Annotated in this window: 16 protein-coding genes; 11 read left to right on the top strand and 5 right to left on the bottom strand. The window is 59.9% G+C overall.

From position 1 onward, the window contains the following. Positions 1 to 44 precede the first annotated feature (44 nt). Complete coding sequence (locus JJN09_RS03250) at positions 45 to 1,646, bottom strand: ABC transporter substrate-binding protein (protein WP_249485612.1); 1,602 nt, start codon at positions 1,644 to 1,646, stop codon at positions 45 to 47. 437 nt (positions 1,647 to 2,083) lie between these two features. On the opposite strand from JJN09_RS03250, the gene JJN09_RS03245 reads away from it, so the two are divergent. Both JJN09_RS03245 and JJN09_RS03240 read left to right on the top strand, forming a co-directional pair. Beyond that, positions 2,084 to 2,308 carry a hypothetical protein gene (locus tag JJN09_RS03245; RefSeq protein ID WP_249485610.1) on the top strand — a complete coding sequence of 75 codons (225 nt, stop codon included), beginning with the start codon at positions 2,084 to 2,086 and terminating at the stop codon, positions 2,306 to 2,308. Positions 2,309 to 2,698: 390 nt separating this feature from the next. Beyond that, complete coding sequence (locus JJN09_RS03240) at positions 2,699 to 3,043, top strand: DUF6124 family protein (RefSeq protein ID WP_249485608.1); 345 nt, start codon at positions 2,699 to 2,701, stop codon at positions 3,041 to 3,043. Positions 3,044 to 3,115: 72 nt separating this feature from the next. Here the strand turns inward: JJN09_RS03240 and JJN09_RS03235 are convergent, their stop codons facing one another. Further along, the gene (locus JJN09_RS03235) at positions 3,116 to 3,832 is read right to left on the bottom strand and encodes an SIMPL domain-containing protein (RefSeq protein ID WP_249485606.1); all 717 of its coding nucleotides are present in this window, start codon (positions 3,830 to 3,832) and stop codon (positions 3,116 to 3,118) included. A gap of 316 nt (positions 3,833 to 4,148) precedes the next feature. Between JJN09_RS03235 and JJN09_RS03230 the strand changes: the two genes are divergently transcribed. The 4 genes from JJN09_RS03230 to JJN09_RS03215 all read left to right on the top strand — a co-directional run bounded on the left by JJN09_RS03230 (position 4,149) and on the right by JJN09_RS03215 (position 8,640). After that, on the top strand, positions 4,149 to 5,411 hold the full coding sequence (locus JJN09_RS03230) for an ATP-binding protein (protein ID WP_249485604.1): 1,263 nt from the start codon (positions 4,149 to 4,151) through the stop codon (positions 5,409 to 5,411). Then, on the top strand, positions 5,404 to 5,964 hold the full coding sequence (locus tag JJN09_RS03225; RefSeq protein ID WP_003221630.1) for a response regulator transcription factor: 561 nt from the start codon (positions 5,404 to 5,406) through the stop codon (positions 5,962 to 5,964). Before JJN09_RS03230 ends, JJN09_RS03225 begins: the two co-directional genes overlap by 8 nt. Before the next feature lie 96 nt (positions 5,965 to 6,060). Then, complete coding sequence (locus JJN09_RS03220) at positions 6,061 to 7,788, top strand: ABC transporter ATP-binding protein/permease (RefSeq protein ID WP_249485602.1); 1,728 nt, start codon at positions 6,061 to 6,063, stop codon at positions 7,786 to 7,788. 105 nt (positions 7,789 to 7,893) lie between these two features. Further along, the gene (locus JJN09_RS03215; protein WP_249485600.1) at positions 7,894 to 8,640 is read left to right on the top strand and encodes a FadR/GntR family transcriptional regulator; all 747 of its coding nucleotides are present in this window, start codon (positions 7,894 to 7,896) and stop codon (positions 8,638 to 8,640) included. Positions 8,641 to 8,644: 4 nt separating this feature from the next. On the opposite strand, the gene JJN09_RS03210 is transcribed toward JJN09_RS03215, so the two are convergent. The 3 genes from JJN09_RS03210 to JJN09_RS03200 form a co-directional block, all read right to left on the bottom strand. Next, positions 8,645 to 9,019, bottom strand: coding sequence for a hypothetical protein (locus JJN09_RS03210; RefSeq protein WP_249485598.1), 375 nt, complete (start codon positions 9,017 to 9,019; stop codon positions 8,645 to 8,647). A gap of 102 nt (positions 9,020 to 9,121) precedes the next feature. Further along, on the bottom strand, positions 9,122 to 9,313 hold the full coding sequence (locus tag JJN09_RS03205; protein ID WP_249485596.1) for a hypothetical protein: 192 nt from the start codon (positions 9,311 to 9,313) through the stop codon (positions 9,122 to 9,124). An 11-nt stretch (positions 9,314 to 9,324) separates the two neighbouring features. Then, positions 9,325 to 10,623 (bottom strand): phospholipase, encoded by a 1,299-nt coding sequence (locus JJN09_RS03200; RefSeq protein WP_249485595.1) that lies wholly within the window; start codon positions 10,621 to 10,623, stop codon positions 9,325 to 9,327. Positions 10,624 to 10,860: 237 nt separating this feature from the next. Between JJN09_RS03200 and kdgD the strand changes: the two genes are divergently transcribed. The 5 genes from kdgD to JJN09_RS03175 all read left to right on the top strand — a co-directional run bounded on the left by kdgD (position 10,861) and on the right by JJN09_RS03175 (position 17,719). After that, complete coding sequence (gene kdgD, locus JJN09_RS03195) at positions 10,861 to 11,772, top strand: 5-dehydro-4-deoxyglucarate dehydratase (protein ID WP_007953624.1); 912 nt, start codon at positions 10,861 to 10,863, stop codon at positions 11,770 to 11,772. Positions 11,773 to 11,833: 61 nt separating this feature from the next. Further along, the gene (locus JJN09_RS03190) at positions 11,834 to 13,273 is read left to right on the top strand and encodes an aldehyde dehydrogenase family protein (protein ID WP_249485593.1); all 1,440 of its coding nucleotides are present in this window, start codon (positions 11,834 to 11,836) and stop codon (positions 13,271 to 13,273) included. 169 nt (positions 13,274 to 13,442) lie between these two features. Continuing rightward, a complete protein-coding gene (locus JJN09_RS03185) occupies positions 13,443 to 14,807 on the top strand; it encodes an MFS transporter (protein WP_249485592.1) in 1,365 nt (454 codons plus the stop codon). An 11-nt stretch (positions 14,808 to 14,818) separates the two neighbouring features. Then, complete coding sequence (gene garD, locus JJN09_RS03180; RefSeq protein WP_249485588.1) at positions 14,819 to 16,372, top strand: galactarate dehydratase; 1,554 nt, start codon at positions 14,819 to 14,821, stop codon at positions 16,370 to 16,372. Positions 16,373 to 16,777: 405 nt separating this feature from the next. Beyond that, on the top strand, positions 16,778 to 17,719 hold the full coding sequence (locus JJN09_RS03175) for an AEC family transporter (protein WP_096818922.1): 942 nt from the start codon (positions 16,778 to 16,780) through the stop codon (positions 17,717 to 17,719).

Genomic DNA, 17,719 nt, shown 5'->3' with positions numbered 1-17,719 from the left:
ACGGTGCATTGGTCACGATTTGCGCGCCGCCTTGGGGCTCGGTGTTACTTATTTATACCCACGCCATAGAAGGGGGTCAGACCGAACGGGCTGATCTTGAAGTCAGTCACTTCCTTGCGCAGCGGTTGGAACACCGTGGAGTTGGCGATCGGCGTGATCGGCACCTGCTGTTTAAGGATCAGTTGCGCCTGTTGATACAGTTTTATCCGTTGCGATTTATCGGTGGCCACCTTGGCCTGCTGCACCAGTTTGTCGTAGGCCGGATCGCACCACTTGGCGTAGTTGCTGCCTTTCACCGCCGCGCAGCTGTAAAGCACGCCCAGCCAGTTGTCCGGGTCGCCGTTGTCACCTGTCCAACCATAGATCATCGCGTCGTGTTCGCCATTCTTGGCGCGCTTGATGTACTCGCCCCATTCATAGCTGACGATGTTGGCCTTGATGCCGATTTTCTCCCAATCCTGCTGGATCATCTGCGCCGACATTCGCGCATTCGGGTTGGACGCGCGCTGCACGGTCATCGCCCAGAGGTTGATGGTTGTACCTGGCGCAACCCCGGCTTCCTTGAGTAGCGCTTTTGCTTTCACGGGATCGTACGGCGCGTCTTTGATATTCGGGTCATAGGACCATTGCGCGGGCGGCAAGGCGTTCTGCGCCAGTTGCCCGGCACTTTGGTAAACCGCTTTGATGATCGCCGGTTTGTCGATGGCCATGTCCAGCGCCTGGCGCACCTTGAGCTGATCCAGCGGTGGATGGGTGGTGTTGTAGGCGAGGAAGCCGAGGTTGAAACCGGCTTGCTTCAACACGCGCAGGTTAGGGTCTTTTTCCATCACTTCGATGTCGGCCGGGCGCGGGTAGCCGCTGACCTGGCATTCGCCGGTCTTGAGTTTTTGCAGGCGCACGGCGGCGTCCGGGGTGATCGAGAACACCAGGTTATCGATTTTGACGTCTTCGGGTTTCCAGTAGTCCTTGTTCGCCGCGTAGCGGATCTGCGAGTCCTTCTGGTAACGCTTGAACACGAACGGGCCGGTGCCGACCGGTTTCTGGTTGAGGTCGGCGGCGTGGCCTTCCTTCAGCAGTTGAGTTGCGTATTCGGCCGATTGCACCGAGGCGAAGCTCATCGCGAGGTTTTGCACGAACGCGGCGTCGACGTTGTTCAGGTTGAAGCGCACGGTGTTTTCGTCGAGTTTTTCCACGGATTTGATCGTGGTGTTCAGGTTCATGTCGGTGAAGTACGGGGACTCGGCGGGGTAGGCCTTGCGAAAGGTGTTCTCCGGGTCGAGCAGGCGCTGGAAGGTGAACAGGACGTCGTCGGCGTTGAAGGTGCGGGTCGGGGTGAAGTAATCCGTGGTGTGGAATTTCACGTTTTGGCGCAGGTTGAAGGTGTACTGGAGGCCGTCCGGGCTTACGTCCCAGTGGGTTGCCAGACCGGGTTCGACTTCGGTGCCGCCGCGTTTGAATTGGGTGAGGCGGTTGAAGACGGTTTCGGCGGAGGCGTCGAAGTCAGTGCCGCTGGTGTATTGGCTGGGGTCGAAGCCTGCGGGACTGGCTTCGGAGCAGTAGACCAAGGTCGTTGCTGCGTTTGCGATTGGGGTTATGGCGGTCAGGGCCAGGGTGATCAGGAGTGGTTTGAGGGTGAATCTTTGCATGTCTGGCCCGTGGGTCTGGAGGTGGTTGTTCCTTGAGGTTAGCGGGGATTTGGGGGTGTTCGGAAATATCGTTTTTTGAGGGGGTGCGTCTATCTCGGTATATCTCGCGGGTTTGGGCATATCCGTTTTTTCGGGTGTTGCGGCTTATGGTTCCGCCCTTACGGCGGGTCACTTTTTACAAACGCCTAAAAAGTAACCAAAAACGCTTGCTCCTACGTTCGGCCCGCTCGCTAAGGCTCGGGGTTCCTTCGCTCCGGGATTCATCCGGGGGGCATCGCCTACGGTTTGCTTCGCTGCACCTCCTCTCGATGTGTTTGGCTTCGCCAAACGGTCGCTGCGCTCCCACCCCCGGATAAATCCCTCCACTCAGCCTTCCGACGTCGCCCGTGGATCAAGATCAAAAGCTGCAGCCGAGCTAACGCTCATCCTGTTGAGTGGTGGAAGCAGAAGCAGAAGCAGAAGCGGGAGCGGGAGCGGGAGCTGATGCTGATGCTGATGCTGATGCTGATGCTGATGCTGATGCTGGTGTGGATGTGGAAGTGAATCTAGATCTGGAGGCAGAGGTAGAGGCAGAAGGCAGAAGGCAGAAGGCAGAAGTGAAATGGCGTGTGTTTCAAAACCCGAGTTCACCTCGGTATCTCACGTCGGCGTATTCCATTTAAACACCGCGGTCAGTTCCCTCTCCCTCCGGGAGAGGGCTAGGGTGAGGGCAGCTTTTGAAGCTGTTTAAATCTCAACAACAACACAGGATCCTTCCCACAAAGTTTTCAGGTTGTCCGTCGGAAGCACGATCCCTAGTCTCTGGTTGTCGCAGAAGACTCTGCGATCGGGAGGTGAGATTCCCGGTTACTGAATTTGGAAACCAGCGCAAGCCACCCCATAATCGCCACCAGTTCATGCTGTCGGCAGTTCTTTATGGCGGCTATGTACGGGCGGACTTCGGTCCGGCCGGGTTGGTTTCCTTACCGGTAATCTCACTCCGTACATAGTTGCCACCTCATTTCACGAGTGAGATCGGAAATGAGTGGCGCAAATTCATAAGGAAATGCTCCATGAACAAGCCAGTACCCGACCCACCCCTCGAAGAAGCCATGCGCGCCGAAGACCTCGCCCGCAACCGTGAAGCCATCAAACGCGCCCTCGATTTCTATCTCTGCCCCAACCTTTCCAAACCACGTCCGCCGAGCACGATGTACATGGTCACGCCCAACGTCGACACCGAAAGCCTGCTGGCCAATGCCTGCGAATCCCTGGCGTCGGCCAGTACCATCGCCAGCAATTTCGCCAATGAACTCACCGGCCCGCAGCGCAGTACGGCGCTGGGTATCCAGCAGATCATCATGCTGGCCGAGCTTGCAGTGAACCGCGCGTTGGACCGGGTTGATCCGCAAACCTGATAACCCAAATCCCGGGCACAAAAAAACCGGCATCATCACTGATCGCCGGTTTTTCATTCAGCCTTCACTCAATCACTGCATCAACACTTCAATCGAGCCATCGGCCGTCAGGCTGACCTGACTGGTGCCAGCCTCGACCTCAGGCGTCACCGGTGCTGCGTCCATGCCGGCCGCTTTCATCATCATCGGCGCGCGCATGTACGGTTGCGGGAAGCCGTTGCTGCTGAGGTTCAGGTTGACGATTTTGTAGCCCTTGCCACCCAGAGCGTCGGTCGCCAGTTGGGCGCGGGCCTTGAAGGCGGTAACGGCTTCTTTCAGCAGTTTGTCTTCGCTGGCCTTGCGGGTCGGGTCGGCGATGGCGAAGTCCATGCCGCCCATTTTCAGGTCGGTCAGCAGTTCGCCGGTGAGTTTGGACAGGGCGGCGAAGTCGGCGCTTTCCAGGCGCAGTTCGGCGCGTTCGCGCCAGCCGGTGATTTTCTGGCCCTTGGTGTCGTAGATCGGGTAGCTGTTGCGGCTGCCCTGGCGCAGGGTGATGTCTTTGACTTGCTTGGCCTGGGCCAGGGCCTTGTTCATGGTGGTGCTGACGTCGGCGGCGAGTTTGGCAGGGTCAGTGTTTTGTTCTTCGGTGTAGAGGGTCACGATCATCAGGTCGCGGGCCACTTCCTGGCTGACTTCGGCGCGCAGGGAAATCTGGTTGTAGTGCAGCTCATCGGCGGCCAGGGCCGGAAGGCTGGCGACGCTGCCGACGGTCAGGGCGAGAAGGGCGGCGCTGCGGCGAAATGTGTGCATGAAAGCTCCTTGATGAGGGCGCAGGTGATGGTTCGGGGGCCTGCGTGAAACCATCAGACTCTAGCTTTTATGATCCGGTTCGCCCAGTTACAACTTCTATACAGATAGCCGGTGGCTGCTGCGCAGCCAATCGCGAGCAAGCTCGCTCCCACATTTGGGACGCGTTCCCCTGTGGGAGCGAGCTTGCTCGCGAAGGGGTCCTTATAGCCGCCGCGAAGCTTTTTGCCATGTGGTCGTTTGCCGCACTTTCGCCTCTCAAGCCTGCGGCTTGGTTATACTCCGTGCGATCCGCCTGGAGCGCTCATCAGGAGAGCTCATGCTCGCCCCCGTACAACTGACTTCCGCCACTCGCCAGAACCTCTGGCGGCTGACTTTCATCCGCACCCTGGTGCTCGCCGCGCAGGCCGGTTCCGTGGGCCTGGCCTACTGGCTGGAGCTGTTGCCGTTGCCGTGGGTGCAACTGGTGATGACCCTCGGCTGTTCGATTCTGCTCTGTGTGTTCACCGCCGTGCGCCTGCGCACTTCGTGGCCGGTCACCGAGCTCGAATATGCGCTGCAACTGGCCTGCGACCTGTTTATCCACAGTGCCTTGCTGTATTTCTCCGGTGGTTCGACCAACCCGTTCGTTTCGTATTATCTGGTGCCGCTGACCATTGCCGCAGTGACGCTGCCATGGCGTTATTCGGTGGTGCTGTCCGGCATCGCGCTGGCCTTGTACACCCTGATGCTGACGCATTTCTATCCGCTGGAAACCCTTCCGGTCGCCCGGGAAAACCTGCAGATTTACGGCATGTGGCTGAGCTTCGCGCTGGCGGCAGCGGTCATTACCTTCTTCGCCGCGCGGATGGCTGAAGAGCTGCGCCGGCAGGAAGAGTTACGGGCGATCCGTCGTGAAGAAGGCCTGCGTGATCAGCAATTGCTGGCCGTGGCGACTCAGGCCGCCGGTGCCGCCCATGAACTGGGCACACCGCTGGCGACCATGAGCGTGTTGCTCAACGAAATGCAACAGGATCATCACGATCCAATGCTTCAGGAAGACCTGAAGGTGCTGAAGGATCAGGTGAAACTCTGCAAAGAGACCCTGCAACAATTGGTGCGCGCGGCCGAAGCCAATCGCCGTATGGCCGTGGAGATGCAGGATGTCACCGAATGGCTCGACGAAGCGCTCAACCGCTGGCACCTGATGCGTCCCGAGGCCAGTTACCGCTTCCAGCGTCTGGGCCAGGGCCAGTTGCCGCGTGTGGCACCGCCGCCGGATCTGACCCAGGCCTTGTTGAATCTGCTGAACAACGCCGCCGATGCCTGCCCGGAAAACCTTCAGGTGACGTTGGACTGGACCGCCGAAGACCTGACCATCAGCATTCGTGATCATGGCGCCGGTGTGCCGTTGGCCATCGCCGAGCAGATCGGCAAACCGTTTTTTACCACCAAGGGCAAAGGTTTCGGCCTGGGCCTGTTTTTGAGCAAGGCCAGCGTGACACGCGCCGGCGGCTCAGTGAAACTCTATAGTCATGAGGAAGGCGGCACGCTCACCGAGCTGCGCCTGCCCCACGGCGCCCGAGGAGAGCAACATGAGTGACGAAATCCAAGTCGAAGGCGAAGAACTGCCGCATTTGCTGCTGGTCGATGACGACGCGACCTTTACCCGGGTAATGGCCCGTGCCATGGCCCGCCGTGGTTTCCGCGTCAGCACCGCCGGTTCCGCTGAGGAAGGCCTGACCATCGCCCAGGCCGATCTGCCGGACTATGCCGCACTGGACCTGAAAATGGACGGCGATTCCGGTCTGGTCTTGCTGCCGAAACTGCTGGAGCTGGACCCGGAAATGCGCGTGGTGATCCTCACCGGTTACTCGAGCATTGCTACTGCGGTCGAAGCGATCAAGCGCGGCGCCTGCAACTATCTGTGCAAACCGGCCGATGCCGACGACGTGCTGGCAGCGCTGCTGTCCGAACACGCCGACCTCGACAGCCTGGTGCCGGAAAACCCGATGTCGGTGGATCGCCTGCAATGGGAGCACATCCAGCGCGTGCTGACCGAGCACGAAGGCAACATCTCCGCCACTGCCCGCGCCCTGGGCATGCACCGCCGTACCCTGCAGCGCAAACTGCAAAAGCGCCCGGTTCGTCGCTGAACCTGCGCTGAACGGCCATCGCCAGCCCTCGCGATAAAGCGCACCGATCAACTATGATCGGTGCGTGTCTGTTCTTTTCTTTATCGAGCCTTATCCATGAATCAGAACGCTGAATATTCCGCGGTCAACGATAGTGTGCGCGGGGAGTTTTTTCGCAAGGTGTGGGCGATCATCACGCCTTACTGGCGCAGTGAAGAGAAGGTCAAAGCCTGGACGTTGCTGATTGCCGTGATCGCGCTTTCGTTGCTCAGTGTCGGCATCTCGGTGTGGTTCAACACCTGGTACAAAGATTTTTACAACGCGCTGCAAAAGAAAGATGAGGTCGCGTTCTGGCGGCTGATTCTGTACTTCTGCGCTATCGCGGCAGTGGCGATTATCGGTGCGGTGTATCGGCTGTATCTGACTCAGATGCTGACGATTCGCTGGCGGGCATGGCTCACCGAAAAGCATTTCTCCCGTTGGCTTGCCGACAAGAACTATTACCAGCTGGAGCAGGGCGGTTACACCGATAACCCGGATCAGCGGATTTCCGAAGACCTCAACAACTTCACCTCCAACACCTTGAGTCTGGGGATTGGATTGTTGCGCAACGTCGTCAGTCTGGTGTCGTTCTCGATCATTCTCTGGGGCGTGTCAGGCAGTATCGAAGTGTTCGGCTACACGATTCCCGGCTACATGTTCTGGTGTGTGCTGGTTTATGCGGTAGTGGGCAGTTGGTTGACGCATCTGATTGGTCGTCGCTTGATCGGTCTGAACAACCAACAACAACGTTTCGAAGCCGATCTGCGTTTCTCCATGGTTCGAATTCGTGAAAACGCCGAAAGCATTGCGCTGTACAACGGCGAACCGAATGAGAATCGCCGTTTGAGCAGCCGTTTCGGGATGGTCTGGCACAACTTCTGGGACATCATGAAAGTGTCCAAGCGCCTGACCTTCTTCACGTCCGGTTACAGCCAGGCGGCGATAATCTTCCCGTTCATGGTGGCCGCACCGCGCTACTTTGCGGGCAAGATCGAACTCGGAGAACTGATGCAGATCAGCTCGGCCTTCGGCAATGTTCAGGAAAGTTTCAGCTGGTTCATCAGCGCCTACCAGGACTTGGCGTCGTGGCGCGCCACGTGTGATCGTCTGTTGAGCTTCCGTCAGGCCATGACCGATAACGAAGAACGTGCACCGGCCATCGATGTGCAGAATCAGGGCAGCGAATTGCGCGTGCACAACCTCGGGCTGGATCTGGCTGACGGTCGTCACCTGCTGACCAGCGCTGACATGACCGTGGAGCCGGGCGAGCGCGTGATGCTCAGCGGTCGCTCAGGCAGCGGTAAGTCCACCCTGCTGCGAGCGATGGGGCATTTGTGGCCAGCGGGTCACGGCAATATTCGTCTGCCGGCATCGCGTTATCTGTTCCTCCCGCAAAAGCCGTATCTGCCGATTGGCACCCTGCGTGAAGCCTTGAGTTATCCACAATCGGGCGATACCTATTCGCCAGAGCGTTATGCGCAAGTGCTGGAAACCTGCCGTCTGCCGCATCTGGTGGCGCGACTGGACGAAGCCAATCACTGGCAGCGCATGCTCTCGCCGGGTGAACAGCAACGACTGGCCTTCGCCCGTGCGCTGCTCTATGCACCGCATTGGCTGTACATGGACGAAGCGACTTCGGCGATGGACGAAGAAGACGAGGCCACGCTGTATCAGGCGCTGATCGATCAGCTGCCGGGCCTGAGCATCGTCAGCGTCGGCCATCGCAGCAGCCTCAAGCGCTTCCATCCACGGCATGTGCGGATCGACAGCGGGCATCTGGTCGAGCAGACCGTCACAGCCTGATGCGTACTGAATCTGTGGGAGCCTGCTCCCACAGAGGACGGTGATCGTACAACTCCCTTGGGCTATGATGCCTCTCTAGCCGAATTTTCGAGATAAACGCAGACCATGCAAAACCCGATCGACACCCCGCGCCTCCCTCGCAAGCGCCGCAGCCTGGCACAGGAACTGGTGACGGTGCTGACCGAGCAGATCCGCGACGGTCTGCTCAAGCGTGGCGACAAGTTACCCACCGAGTCGGCGATCATGGAAGCCAATGGTGTCAGCCGTACCGTGGTGCGCGAGGCGATTTCCCGGCTGCAGGCCGCAGGGCAGGTGGAAACCCGTCACGGCATCGGCACCTTCGTGCTCGACACGCCAAGCCCGAGCGGTTTCCGGATCGACCCGGCGACCGTGGTCACCCTGCGTGACGTGCTGGCGATTCTCGAATTCCGTATCAGCCTCGAAGTAGAATCGGCCGGTCTCGCCGCACAACGTCGCAGCGCCGAACAACTGGCCGCCATGCGTGCCGCTCTGGATGCGCTGAACGAAAGCGTGGCCCACGCCAGCGATGCGGTGGCGTCGGATTTCCAATTCCACCTGCAAATCGCGCTGTCCACGGGCAACCGCTACTTCACTGACATCATGACCCACCTGGGCACCAGCATCATTCCGCGCACGCGGCTGAACTCGGCACGCCTGGCCCATGACGATCAGCAGCACTACATGAATCGCCTGAGCCGCGAGCACGAGGAAATCTACGAGGCTATCGCCCGCCAGGATTCCGATGCCGCCCGCGCGGCCATGCGCCTGCACCTGACCAACAGCCGCGAACGGCTGCGTCAGGCGCATGAAGAGGCGCAGGCGCAGGGTTGAGGAATCAGGCTTCGACGTAGAGCTTCAGCGGCTCCGAGCACGGTTCCAGACTGGACTCATCAGCGAACTTGTAGCGCAGTTCAACAGTGCTGTTCAGGTACTTTTCCAGCTCGAATCGGGGAATGCTCAGTTCGATTCCCGTCAGGCCGACCATATCGTCGAGTGCGTCGTCCCAGACACCGGTCGGTTCCGACAGGCCCAGCCATTCAGGCTCTTCCGGATCGTCACCGAGGATCGGATACACATCCCAGTTCGGCGGGGTGTTCTGTCCGTCGGGTACGCGGATGATCAGGTCGTCACTCAGGGTCGACAGCCGCAGGATGATCGAGTCGCTGGCGTGATCGGGGAATTGTGGAAGGTGTGCAGCGGCAAACGTCATGATTCGTTCTCCTTGAAAGATCTGCCGCGATCCTTCGCGGCAGTCGTCGCACTTTACCCGGCGAATCGGTGAGGCGCGCCGGGGCAATCTTGTCCGGGCATTTCAGCTCTGGGGCAGTATCGAACGATCCACCCTGACCGCCAGTTTGCCCGGGCCGGGCCTGACGTCGAATGTCGCCTGACCCTGGGCATCTACCGACGCGCGGGCGATGGCTACGCCGTTGACCAGCAATTGCAGCGGCGCGCCTTTCAACGATTGGCCCGAGGCCAGTTCAACTTTCAATTTAATCGTCATCGAATCGCTCCTTAATGGGTGTTGCCGGTTGGGTGATAGTCCTTGAGCAGCAGGTAAGTGCTCCAGCCCCACCAGTCGTCGACGGTGGCGGTGTCGTTGAGGTTGTTGACGTCCTTGCGCCGCAGGACTTTGTTGCCCTGAACGCGGAAAAGCGGGGAAAAGTTGTTCGTCAGATTCATCACGAAAGTCAGATCCGGTAACCGTTGCAGCGCGTTGAAGGTGGTCGGCACGTTGCCGCTGGAATACGCGGCATACACTTCGTCCGCCGAATCCTGCACCGCGTGATTCACCTGATTGCGATTGTCGGTGTCGGCTGCCTCGAAGTAGCGCTTGTCACCGAAAGCCCGCCATTGCTCTCCATGTCCGTTGCGCACCTTGAGTCCGAATTTGCTGTCTTCGTCATGCATGAAGCGAGTGATCAACGAGCCCAGATCGCTCGGCGTCACTGCGGCAGCCATGGCCTTGCGTGGCACTCGCAAATGCCCGGAAGAGAACAGATCGGTGAGGTAGTGATCGGCGAACGCGTTCATCGCGTAAGCCCGTTCCAGCTGTAGCTCGTCCTGACTGGCGTGGGCGGCTGCGGCGGTTTGCAGGGCCATGGTGTGCCCGGCGATGTAGGCCTGGCGGGCCCATTCGCCGAAATGGTCGGCATTGTTCGCCGCCAGTTTCAGGTAGCGACCGAGCGGGAACAGCGCCGAGACGAAACTGCCGCCGCCAGTGATCTTGTTCCACTCTTCCGACAACGTATCTCCCAAAGCGTCATAAGCCTCATGGGGTTGCTTGCCGTCCTTGATCGCCTGTTTAACCGCGTCGATCTCCTTTTGCATGATCGCGAGAATCTGTGGCGCCTCGGCCCGGGAGGCGGGCAGCGTTGCGAGGGTGTCGAACGCCGCCGAAAAGCGTTGCAGGCGATCCGCCGGGGTGGCGCCTTCGTTGATTGGCCGGTCGACGACTCCGTAGAAGTCACCACCCAACGCCAGCACCTGGCCGTAGGTCAGCGCCAACCCGTTCGGCAGATGCAGCGGCACATTTTGCGCGAGCACTGGCTCGGCATTTTCAACGAAGCGCAGTCGGGTGTTGTCGCCGATAGCCGCGTGTTCCGCGCCTTCGAAGCGCAACTGCGGTTTGCCTTTCAAGGCTTGAGCGGGCGGGGCGGTCACGGCTTCGACATCGCTGTGCGAGTCGGCGATGTGCAGCAACAGATGCGGATTCTCGGCACTGAAAGCGATGCCGCCGGGGGTGAAAAGATCATCGAATCGGGCGATGACCGGTGTGGGTTTTTCAAGGCATTTTGGTTGTAGACCGGACATTTCTTTCTCCTTGATATGTCGTCGGTAGATTTTTATTTAACTGTATGCATATACAGTTAAAACGAGCCTAGTCGAGAAATCTCCTACGTCAAAAAGAAATCTTGTCCGACAAAAAATGCCCTCCAGCGATGAAATGCAGTTGACGGTTATCTTTTAAGTTGTACGATGACCTACAACTTCGGCGAAGGCTGAACGGTCCACTCACACAAAAAACGTTGCTACCAGGGTGTTCGAATAATGAATCCACAAGAACTGAAGTCCATCCTCTCCGCCGGCCTGCTGTCGTTCCCGGTCACCGATTTCAATGCCCAAGGCGATTTCAACCGCGCGGGCTACATCAAACGCCTGGAATGGCTGGCCCCGTACGGTGCTTCGGCCCTGTTCGCCGCCGGTGGCACCGGTGAATTCTTCTCCCTGGCTGCCAGCGAATATTCGGAAATCATCAAGACTGCCGTCGACACCTGCGCCAGCAGCGTGCCGATCCTCGCCGGTGTTGGCGGTTCGACCCGTCAAGCCATCGAATACGCTCAGGAAGCCGAGCGTCTGGGCGCCAAAGGTCTTTTGCTGCTGCCGCACTACCTGACCGAAGCCAGCCAGGACGGCGTTGCCGCCCACGTTGAAGCGGTGTGCAAATCGGTGAACATCGGCGTGGTGGTGTACAACCGCAACGTCTGCCGCCTGACCGCGCCTCTGCTGGAGCGCTTGGCCGAGCGCTGCCCGAACCTGATCGGTTACAAGGACGGTCTGGGTGATATCGAACTGATGGTGTCGATCCGTCGTCGCCTCGGCGATCGCTTCAGCTACCTCGGTGGTTTGCCGACCGCAGAAGTCTACGCCGCTGCCTACAAGGCCCTGGGCGTGCCGGTCTACTCGTCGGCGGTGTTCAACTTCATCCCGAAAACTGCGATGGATTTCTACCACGCGATTGCCCGCGAAGATCACGCCACCGTTGGCAAGATCATTGACGACTTCTTCCTGCCGTACCTGGACATCCGCAACCGCAAGGCCGGTTACGCCGTGAGCATCGTCAAGGCAGGCGCCAAGATCGCCGGCTATGACGCAGGCCCGGTGCGGGCGCCGCTGACCGACCTGACCCGCGAAGAGTACGAAATGCTCGCCGCGCTGATCGACAAGCAAGGTGCGCAGTAACCCAACTCTATAAATAAGGCCGCTGAGCAATCAGCGGCCTTTTGCGTCAGGAGAATGATTCGTGACCAAGCGCTATGACAACTACATCAACGGTGAGTGGATCACCGGCAACGATTACTCGGTGAACATCAACCCGTCCGAGCTGAGCGACACCATCGGCGACTACGCCAAGGCTGATCTGGCTCAGGTCAACGCCGCCATCGACGCCGCGCGCGCCGCGTTCCCGGCGTGGTCGACCTCGGGCATTCAGGCCCGCCACGACTCGCTGGACAAAGTCGGCACTGAAATCCTCGCCCGCCGCGAAGAGCTCGGCACCTTGCTGGCCCGGGAAGAGGGCAAGACCCTGCCGGAAGCCATCGGCGAAGTGACCCGCGCCGGCAACATCTTCAAGTTCTTCGCCGGCGAGTGCCTGCGTTTGTCGGGCGACTATGTGCCGTCGGTGCGCCCGGGCGTCAACGTTGAAGTCACCCGCGAAGCCCTCGGCGTGGTCGGCCTGATCACCCCGTGGAATTTCCCGATTGCGATTCCGTCGTGGAAAATCGCCCCGGCCCTGGCCTACGGCAACTGCGTGGTGTTGAAACCGGCGGATCTGGTGCCGGGTTGCGCCTGGGCGCTGGCCGAAATCATCTCCCGTGCAGGCTTCCCGGCTGGCGTGTTCAACCTGGTGATGGGCAGCGGTCGCGTGGTCGGTGAAGCACTGGTCAACAGCCCGAAAGTCGACGGCATCAGCTTCACCGGCTCCGTCGGTGTGGGCCGCCAGATCGCGGTCAATTGCGTGTCGCGTCAGGCCAAGGTGCAACTGGAGATGGGCGGCAAGAACCCGCAGATCATTCTCGACGACGCCGACCTCAAACAGGCGGTCGAGTTGTCGGTGCAGAGCGCGTTCTACTCCACTGGCCAACGTTGCACCGCGTCGAGCCGACTGATCGTCACTGCCGGGATTCACGACAAATTCGTCGAAGCCATGGCCGAGCGCATGAAGTCGATCAAGGTCGGTCACGCGTTGAAAGCGGGCACTGACATTGGTCCGGTGGTTTCACAAGCGCAGCTTGAGCAGGACCTGAAATACATCGACATCGGCCAGTCCGAAGGTGCCCGTGTGGTCAGCGGCGGCGGTCTGGTGACCTGCGATACCGAGGGTTACTTCCTCGCGCCAACGCTGTTTGCCGACAGCGAAGCGTCGATGCGCATCAGCCGCGAAGAGATCTTCGGCCCGGTGGCCAACATCGTCCGCGTGGCCGATTACGACGCTGCACTGGCCATGGCCAACGACACCGAATTCGGTCTGTCGGCGGGCATCGCCACCACGTCGCTGAAGTACGCCAACCACTTCAAGCGTCATTCCCAGGCCGGGATGGTGATGGTCAACCTGCCGACCGCCGGTGTCGATTACCACGTTCCGTTCGGGGGCCGTAAGGGTTCATCCTATGGCTCACGTGAGCAAGGCCGCTATGCGCAAGAGTTCTACACCGTGGTGAAAACCGCCTACATCGGTTCCTGATCCACGCAGTACCTGTGGGAGCTGGCTTGTCGGGTCGCCGCATCGCAGCGATAGCATCACCGCGGAGTGACTGATACAACGAGTCGCCTGCATCGCTGGCAAGCCAGCTCCCACAAAGACCAAAGAAGATTCACCCGCGCATAAAAATAATCAGTGGGAGTACATCTACATGCAATCGTCCAAGCCGACTCACGTCCGCTATCTGATTCTGCTCATGCTGTTCCTGGTGACCACGATCAACTACGCCGACCGCGCCACCATCGCGATCGCCGGTTCCAGTTTGCAAAAAGACCTCGGCATCGACGCGGTCACCCTCGGCTACATCTTCTCTGCATTCGGTTGGGCCTACGTGGCCGGGCAAATCCCCGGTGGCTGGTTGCTCGATCGCTTCGGCTCGAAAAAAGTCTATGCCCTGAGCATCTTCACCTGGTCGCTGTTCACCGTGCTGCAAGGCTTCGTCGGTGAGTTCGGCATGTCCACGGCCATCGTCGCGCTGTTCATGTTGCGCTTCCTGGTGGGCCTGGCCGAGGCGCCATCGTTCCCCGGCAACGCACGCATCGTCGCGGCCTGGTTCCCGACTGCCGAACGCGGCACCGCCTCGGCGATCTTCAACTCGGCGCAATATTTCGCCACTGTGCTGTTCGCGCCACTGATGGGCTGGATCGTCTACACCTTCGGCTGGGAGCACGTGTTCATTGTCATGGGCCTGTTCGGCATCGTGTTCTCGCTGATTTGGCTGAAGGTTATCCACAGCCCGCGCCAGCACCCGATGGCCAACGAAGCGGAAGTGAAGTTCATCGCCGACAACGGCGGCATGGTCGACATGGACCAGAAGCAAGGCAAAAAGGCTGACGGCCCGAAATGGGACTACATCCGCCAGTTGCTGACCAATCGCATGATGCTCGGCGTTTACCTGGGCCAGTACTGCATCAACGGCATTACCTATTTCTTCCTGACCTGGTTCCCGGTGTACCTGGTGCAGGAGCGCGGCATGACTATTCTCAAGGCCGGTTTCATTGCCTCGTTGCCGGCGATCTGCGGCTTTATCGGCGGCGTCCTCGGCGGCGTGATTTCCGATTACCTGCTGCGCAAGGGCCACTCGCTGACCTTCGCCCGCAAGGCGCCGATCATCGCCGGTCTGCTGGTCTCCAGCAGCATCGTCGCCTGCAACTATGTTGAAGTGGAATGGATGGTGGTGGGCTTCATGGCTCTGGCCTTCTTCGGCAAAGGCGTGGGTGCGCTGGGTTGGGCGGTGGTCTCCGACACTTCGCCGAAACAGATCGCCGGTCTCAGTGGCGGCCTGTTCAACACCTTCGGCAACATCGCGTCGATCACCACCCCGATCGTCATTGGCTACATCATCAGCTCCACCGGTTCGTTCAAATGGGCGCTGGTGTTCGTCGGCGCCAACGCGCTGGTGGCGGTATTCAGCTATCTGGTGATCGTCGGCCCGATCAAACGTGTGGTACTCAAAGAGCCGCCAACCAATGGCGGTTCCGAAGCCACCGGTAAATTGTCTCAAGCGCATTCCTGAGGAGCGGCGTCATGCAGTTGATTGAACATTCCGACTCGCCGCGCTACATCCGCTTGCACGAGCGGGACAACGTAGTGGTTGTGGTGAATGACCAGGGCGTTCCGGCCGGCACCGAATTTGCCGATGGCCTGGTGACGGTGGATTTCGTGCCGCAGAGCCACAAGGTCACCCTGGTGGACATTCCCGAGGGCGGCCAGGTGATTCGCTACGGCCAGATCATCGGTTATGCGTTGCAGCCGATTCTCCGTGGCAGTTGGGTCAAGGAAGATCAACTGCGCATGCCGACCGCGCCACCGCTGGACAGCCTGCCGCTGTCCACCGATGTACCGGACGCCCAGGCGCCGCTGGAAGGCTTCACGTTCGAGGGTTATCGCAATGCCGACGGCACCGTCGGCACGCGCAACATCCTCGGGATCACCACCACCGTGCAGTGCGTCACCGGGGTGCTGGATCACGCGGTGAAACGGATCAAGGATGAGCTGTTGCCGAAGTATCCGCACGTCGATGACGTGGTGGCGCTGACCCACAGTTACGGTTGCGGCGTGGCCATCACGGCCACCGACGCCTATATCCCGATCCGCACCGTGCGCAATCTGGCGCGTAACCCGAACCTGGGGGGCGAGGCGCTGGTGATCAGTCTGGGCTGCGAGAAATTGCAGGCCGGGCAGGTGATGCACGAGGACGACGCATCGGTGGATCTGAGCGAGCCGTGGCTGTATCGCTTGCAGGATTCCAGTCACGGTTTCACCGAGATGATCGAGCAGATCATGGAGCTGGCCGAAACCCGTCTGAAGAAACTCGACCAGCGCCGCCGCGAAACCGTGCCGGCGTCCGAGCTGATCCTCGGCATGCAGTGTGGCGGCAGTGATGCGTTTTCCGGGATCACCGCCAACCCGGCGCTTGGATATGCCTCGGACTTGCTGCTGAGGGCGGGGGCGACGGTGATGTTTTCCGAAGTCACCGAAGTGCGTGATGCGATTTACCTGCTGACCTCACGGGCCCAGACCAAAACCGTTGCCGAGGAACTGGTGCGCGAGATGGACTGGTACGACCGTTACCTGGCCAAGGGCGAAGCGGATCGCAGTGCCAACACCACGCCGGGCAACAAGAAGGGCGGGCTTTCGAACATTGTCGAGAAGTCGCTGGGCTCGATCGTCAAATCCGGCAGCAGTGCGATCAATGGCGTGCTCGGTCCGGGGGAGCGCTTCAAGCAGAAGGGTTTGATTTTCTGTGCGACGCCGGCGAGTGATTTTGTCTGCGGCACGTTGCAACTGGCGGCGGGGATGAATCTGCATGTGTTCACTACCGGGCGTGGTACTCCGTATGGTCTGGCCATGGCACCGGTGGTGAAGGTTTCGACCCGTACGGAGCTGGCGCAGCGTTGGCCGGACCTGATCGATATTGATGCCGGACGGATTGCTACTGGGCGGGCGAGCATCGAGGAGTTGGGGTGGGAGTTGTTCCACTACTATCTGGCTGTGGCGAGCGGCAAGCAGCAGACGTGGGCGGAGAAACACAAGCTGCACAACGACATTACGTTGTTCAATCCGGCGCCGATTACTTGATGATCTCGGGCAGATCAAAAGCCCCCTCACCCCAGCCCTCTCCCGGAGGGAGAGGGAGCTGACCGAGTTGTCTTGCGTCAAACACCGACCTGAAATACCGAGTTGATTATGGATTCAGCAATGTCATTTCAGGTCGGCGGATATTTTGAATATTCCCCGATCGGTTCCCTCTCTCGGGGGGAGAGGGGGCCGACCGAGTTGTCTTGCGTCAAACATCGACCTGCAAGACCGAGTTGATTATGGATTCGGCAATGTCATTCCAGGTCGGCGGACCTCTTGAATATCCCCCATTCGGCTCCCTCTCCCTCCGGGAGAGGGCTGGGGTGAGGGGCTTTTGAGGGGCAAGCAGCCCAAAGTGGCTTATCATTAGCCCCCTAACGACGCTCACCTCCAAGGCTCCCCGGCATGCTGGCAATCTTCCTTGAAACCCTGAACATCACCGCGCCGGTGTTTGCCATGCTGTTTCTCGGTGTGCTGCTCAAGCGCATCGACTGGATCAACGACAACTTCATCCACACGGCGTCGTCGCTGGTGTTCAACGTCACCATGCCGGCGCTGCTGTTTCTCGGCATCTTGCATGCTGATTTGCACGCTGCGCTGCAACCGGCGCTGCTGATCTATTTCGCCCTCGCCACCCTGGCCAGTTTTGCCCTGGCCTGGGGCTGGGCGATTTTTCGCTGCCCGCGTGAAGATCGCGGCATCTACACCCAGGGTGCGTTTCGCGGCAACAACGGGGTGATCGGTCTGGCGCTGGCGGCGAGCATGTACGGCGACTACGGGATTTCCCTCGGGGCGATTCTCGCGGCGCTGGTGATCCTCTTCTACAACACTCTCTCGACCATCGTGTTGGCGGTGTACAGCCCGGTGATTAAGTCCGATCCGTGGAGCATCTGCAAAAGCGTCATCAGCAATCCGCTGATCATCAGCGTGATCGCGGCGGCGCCGTTTGCCTGGTTCAAGATCGGTCTGCCGGGATGGCTGGAGACGTCAGGCCAGTATCTGGCGCAAACCACGCTGCCACTGGCGCTGATCTGCATTGGCGGCACGCTGTCGCTGGCGGCGCTGCGCAAGAGCGGCAGCCTGGCGCTGAGCTCCAGTCTGGTGAAGATGATCGGTCTGCCGGTGCTCGCGACCTTGGGTGCGTGGCTGTGGGGCTTTCGTGGGGCGGAGCTGGGGATTCTGTTTCTGTACTTCGGCAGCCCGACGGCGGCCGCGAGTTTTGTCATGGCCCGTGCAGCCCAGGGCAATCATGAACTGGCGGCGGCGATCATTGTGTTGACCACGTTGATGGCGGCAATCACCACCAACGTCGGGATCTTCTTCTTGCAGTGGGGCGGGTGGATCTGA

This window comes from Pseudomonas sp. HS6, assembly GCF_023375815.1.
Taxonomy (GTDB): Bacteria; Pseudomonadota; Gammaproteobacteria; order Pseudomonadales; family Pseudomonadaceae; genus Aquipseudomonas.
Note: the sequence above shows the minus strand (reverse complement) of the source record. Positions and strands in the feature narration are given on the sequence as shown.